The organism is Aeromonas sp. ZOR0001 (assembly GCF_000801015.1).
Classification (GTDB): Bacteria; Pseudomonadota; Gammaproteobacteria; order Enterobacterales; family Aeromonadaceae; genus Aeromonas; species Aeromonas veronii.
In genome coordinates this window covers 75,294-79,301 of record NZ_JRJY01000166.1, presented here as the reverse complement: position 1 = coordinate 79,301, position 4,008 = coordinate 75,294, and the positions used below count along the sequence as shown (strand labels likewise).

Below are 4,008 nucleotides of genomic sequence, written 5' to 3'. Positions count from 1 at the left end.
CCGATGGTGCAGACAATTTTGGTCTTTTTCATGTCAATCTTCATGGTTAAGGAATTTCCGCCGAGCAATATACACCAGTTTTTGGAATCTTTTTATGATCCAGAAACAACGTTTTGACCAGATAACGTTTTCTTTTCAGGGATAACGTTTTCCTGTGAGTCACATTTTAGAGCATACGGCCACAGGTTCGGGCTGAAGGGATACAAATGTTGCCATCTGTGGTTGTTTGGCCGGGTTGAGGTTCAGATGTTGTAAAATGACCACCCGTCCGCTGTCACCGTCTTGTCACCGGCTTGCGCAAAAATGTTAGTTCATTGGCGCACGGGTGAAGGAGGTCGGGATGAAAAACAGCCATGAAACCGGATGGGCTCTGCTCTTGCTGGGCGCAGCCCTGCTGCTGGTTCAGACGCTGCCAGCCCGCTACTGGCCTGATAATGCGCGACTGCTGGCGATTTTCTCCCTCCCAGTGAAAGGGGAGGCGGCCGCCGAGGGATTGGCGTGGCGAGAGTGGCAGGATCACAGTGCAGCGACACGGATGGCGCTTCGTGCAGCCCGACCGCTACCGGAAGCGCCGCAGCCTTGATATCTATTGCTGTTTACCTGTCGTGAAGGCGTGAAATTATCAACCATTAGTTGATAGTTCTTATCTATCTTGCCGGATTGTTCACCTTTAATGGCGGGGGGATAATCAATTCCAACAGCGATATCCCCTCCGGTATCGCCCCAGATACTTTGTTGGAGTCCGCTTTATGTCCCTCGCCCCCGTCTGGTTTATCTCTCACGGCGCACCGGATCTGGTGCTGCGTGAGCAACCCGCCACCCGCTTTCTGCGAACCCTGCGTCTGGGTGAGCTCAAGGGGCTGGTGGTCATCTCCGCCCACTGGTTCAGCCGCGAGCTGCAGATCAACGTCGAGCCCAAACCGGCCTTGATGTACGACTTTTACGGCTTTCCCGAGCCCCTCTACCGGATGCGCTGGCCTGCCAGCAGCCCCGAGTTGCTGCAACAAGGGGTGAGCGACCAGCTGGCACTGGCCGGACTGACCGCCACCCCGGTGCGGCGCGAGCTGGATCACGGGGTCTGGTCGCCGCTCTCCCTGATCGACCCAAACAGCGAGATCCCGCTGGTGCAGATCTCCATTCCCGCGAGCTTCACCCCGGCCCAATTGTGGCAGTTGGGAGAGGTATTGGGGGCGCTGCGCAGTCAGGGGATTGGCATCCTCGCCTCTGGCGCCATCACCCACAACCTGCGGGCGCTGGCACCGGAAGGCTCGCCAGTGCCGGAGTGGGCCAGCCAGTTTGTCGACTGGCTGGAGCAGAAGATGGCCGATGAGGATCGTCTGGCGCTGCTCGACTATCGCCGGCAGGCCCCCGGAGCGGTGGAGTCCCATCCCCACGATGACCACCTGCGCCCGCTCTTTGTGGCGTTGGGGGCGGCCGATGGTGTGGCGCCCACCCGGCTGCACGAAAGCTGGGATGGTGGCAGCCTCTATATGGGCGCCTACCGCTTCGGCTGATAGCCTCTCAACAAGACCCCGCCAATTGGCGGGGTCTTGTTATTTCCGGCGTAGTGATTTAGCCGATGGTACTGGTGATTGAGCTGATGCTACTCAGGGGACCACTACCCGGCTCTCGCCGCCGCCGAGGGCTTCGACCCTGATCTGCACGCCAATCCGCTCCACCAGCGTCTGGACGTGGGAGATGACCCCGATCTGGCGACCGGCGGCTTGGAGGGAGTCGAGGCTGGCGAGCGCCAGATCCAGACTGTCTGGATCCAGGGTGCCAAACCCCTCGTCGATAAAGAGCGACTCGACCTGGGTCTGCCGTGACGAGAGGCTGGAGAGGGCCAGCGCCAGCGCCAGCGACACCAGAAAACTCTCGCCACCGGAGAGGGAGTCCACCGAGCGCACCTCGTCCCCCATGTCGAGATCCACCACTTGCAGCGCCAGATCGGTGCCGGGTACTCGCTCCAGCCGGTAGCGCGGTGATAGTTCGGCGAGCTGGGCGTTGGCCTCCAGCAACAGGCGCTCAAGGGTGAGGCTCTGGGCGAAGGTGCGGAACTTGGCGCCGTTGGCCTGCCCGATCAGATCGCACAGCTGCTGCCAGTGGTCGGCCACCGCCTGCTGGGCGGCCAGCTCCTGTTGCAGGCTGCCCGCCTTGAGGGCGGCGGCTTCGGCCTGTGCAAGCTTGCTCTTGCACTCGAACAGCTGCTCTTCAAGGGCGCGACAACGGGCATCGAGTGCCGCCAGCTGATCGCTCAGCTCTGCATCCGGCAGGGCAGCCAGCTCGGGGTGATGCTCCCGATAGCGATCCCGCTTGCTCTCCTCCAGTGCCAGCGCCCGTTGCCGCTCGGCAAGGCGGGTGCGCGCCTCGCCAACCGCATCCTCCAGCCCTTGCAGGGCGGTGCGGCGAGCCTTGAGTTCATCGGGGCTGATGGCGAGCAGACGGCGCAGGTCGTATTCGGCAATGCCAAGGGTACTGGCGTGGGCAGCCCAGCGCCCCAGCACCTCCCGCTTGCGGCGACTGCTGGTCTGCTTTTCCTGCTCCACATGAGTGAGGCGGGTCTTGAGTTCGGTCTGCCGCTCCCGCAGAGCGCGGGCGCTGCTTTGCATCAGCTCCAGTTCGCTGGCGAGTTGTTGCAGCCGCTGTTGCCAGCGGCTCTCGACCAACGGGATCTCCTCGCCATTCAGACAGGCGGCACGGCTGGTGAGCAGCCCCTGCCGCTGCTGCTCATGCTCCTTGTAGTCCCGCTCGAGTTTGTGCAGCAGCTCGCGCTGGGTCTGCAGGCGCGCCTCCTGCGCACTTAGTGCCGGGGTGAGGCTGGCGATCTCGCTGGCCAGCCGCTCCCACTCGCTCTGGCCGTGCAGCCAGGCTTCGCAGGCTCGCTGCCACTCGTGCCACTGCTGGCTGCCGAGCCACTGGCGCCACGGTTGGCCGCCCATCTGCTCGTCGAGGCGGTGGGCGCCTTGCTCAAGGCGCTGGCGCAGGGTCGCCTCCTGCTCGCCCATCCCCTTCATTTCCCCTTCCAGTGCGATGCGATGACGGTCAGCCTCCTGCCACTGCAGGTCAAACTGCTGGTGCTGGGCAGCCAGTTGGCTCAGTTGTTGACGTACCCCTTGCAGCTGTTGTTGGCCAAGCTGGGCCTGACGCAGCTGCTGCTGGCTCTGGGCCAACCCTTGCTCCAGCGTCTGGCCACGGCCAAGCAATGTGCTCATCAGCTCGTTCCACTCAATGGGGCTTTGGCGCAGCGGCAGCGGATGGCCGAGCAGGGTATCGCCCCCCAGCTGTTGCCAGCGCTGGGTCAGCTGCTCGGCGCGGGTTTCCAGCTCAGGCAGATGTTGCTGACGCACCGCCAGCTGGCGGGCCAGCTCCTGACGCTCGCTCTCGCACTGAATGTACTGATGGTTGAGCCGCTCCCACTCCAGCTCCAGACTGCGGGTCCGTTCCGCCAGTTGACCAAGAATGCCGGCCACCTGTGGCTGGCTCTGGCTGTAGGGGTGCTCCTCGGAACCGCACAGCGGGCAAGGTTCGCCATCGCTCAGGATATGGCGATACTGCTCGAAGCTGGCGATGGCGCGGGACTGCTCCAGCGCATGGCGCGCCTCATCCCGCTGCAGGGCGAGCCGCTCGCGGGCGGGGGCCAGCTCTTCGCTTAGGGTGGCGAGCTTGCCCAGCGCCTGCTCCAGCTGGGCAATCTCCTGCTGCAAGCGGCCATGCTGCTCGCCGTGGTTGCGGCCGTAATCGGCCAGCTCCAGCAACTGGCGCAGCTGACCCAGCTGTTCGGTCTGCTGCTGCCACTGCTCCTGCGCCTTGGCGAGGCGGCTCTCCCACTGCTGCTCCTGCAGCTCGTTCTGTTGCTGTTGCAGCCGAGCTTGTTCATGTTGCCAGTAGTCGCGCTCCTGCTGGCCTTGCTCCAGCTGGCGCTGCAACTGCTGCAGGGCACGCAGCTTGTGATCGCGCAGGGTGAGCAGTTGCTGCAGCTTGTCGGCATCCTCGGCCCAATCCTGCATG

The 4,008-nt window shown here is 63.4% G+C and carries 3 protein-coding genes; 2 read left to right on the top strand and 1 reads right to left on the bottom strand.

The genetic code is table 11. The annotated features are described in order from the left end of the window. Nucleotides 1-340 precede the first annotated feature (340 nt). Both L972_RS20110 and L972_RS20105 read left to right on the top strand, forming a co-directional pair. The gene (locus L972_RS20110) at nucleotides 341-583 is read left to right on the top strand and encodes a hypothetical protein (protein WP_047440604.1); all 243 of its coding nucleotides are present in this window, start codon (nucleotides 341-343) and stop codon (nucleotides 581-583) included. Nucleotides 584-749: 166 nt separating this feature from the next. Then, nucleotides 750-1,514, top strand: a complete 765-nt coding sequence (locus L972_RS20105) for a DODA-type extradiol aromatic ring-opening family dioxygenase (RefSeq protein ID WP_047440603.1) — start codon at nucleotides 750-752, stop codon at nucleotides 1,512-1,514. 93 nt (nucleotides 1,515-1,607) lie between these two features. On the opposite strand, the gene L972_RS22085 is transcribed toward L972_RS20105, so the two are convergent. Further along, on the bottom strand, nucleotides 1,608-4,008 hold a 2,401-nt coding region (locus L972_RS22085; protein WP_047440617.1), incomplete at its 5' end, for an SbcC/MukB-like Walker B domain-containing protein.

Bases quoted from the DNA above. Each gene is read 5' to 3' on its own strand.
- L972_RS20110 (WP_047440604.1), top strand. From the start codon at position 341: ATGAAAAACAGCCATGAAACCGGATGGGCTCTGCTCTTGCTGGGCGCA.
- L972_RS20105 (WP_047440603.1), top strand. From the start codon at position 750: ATGTCCCTCGCCCCCGTCTGGTTTATCTCTCACGGCGCACCGGATCTG.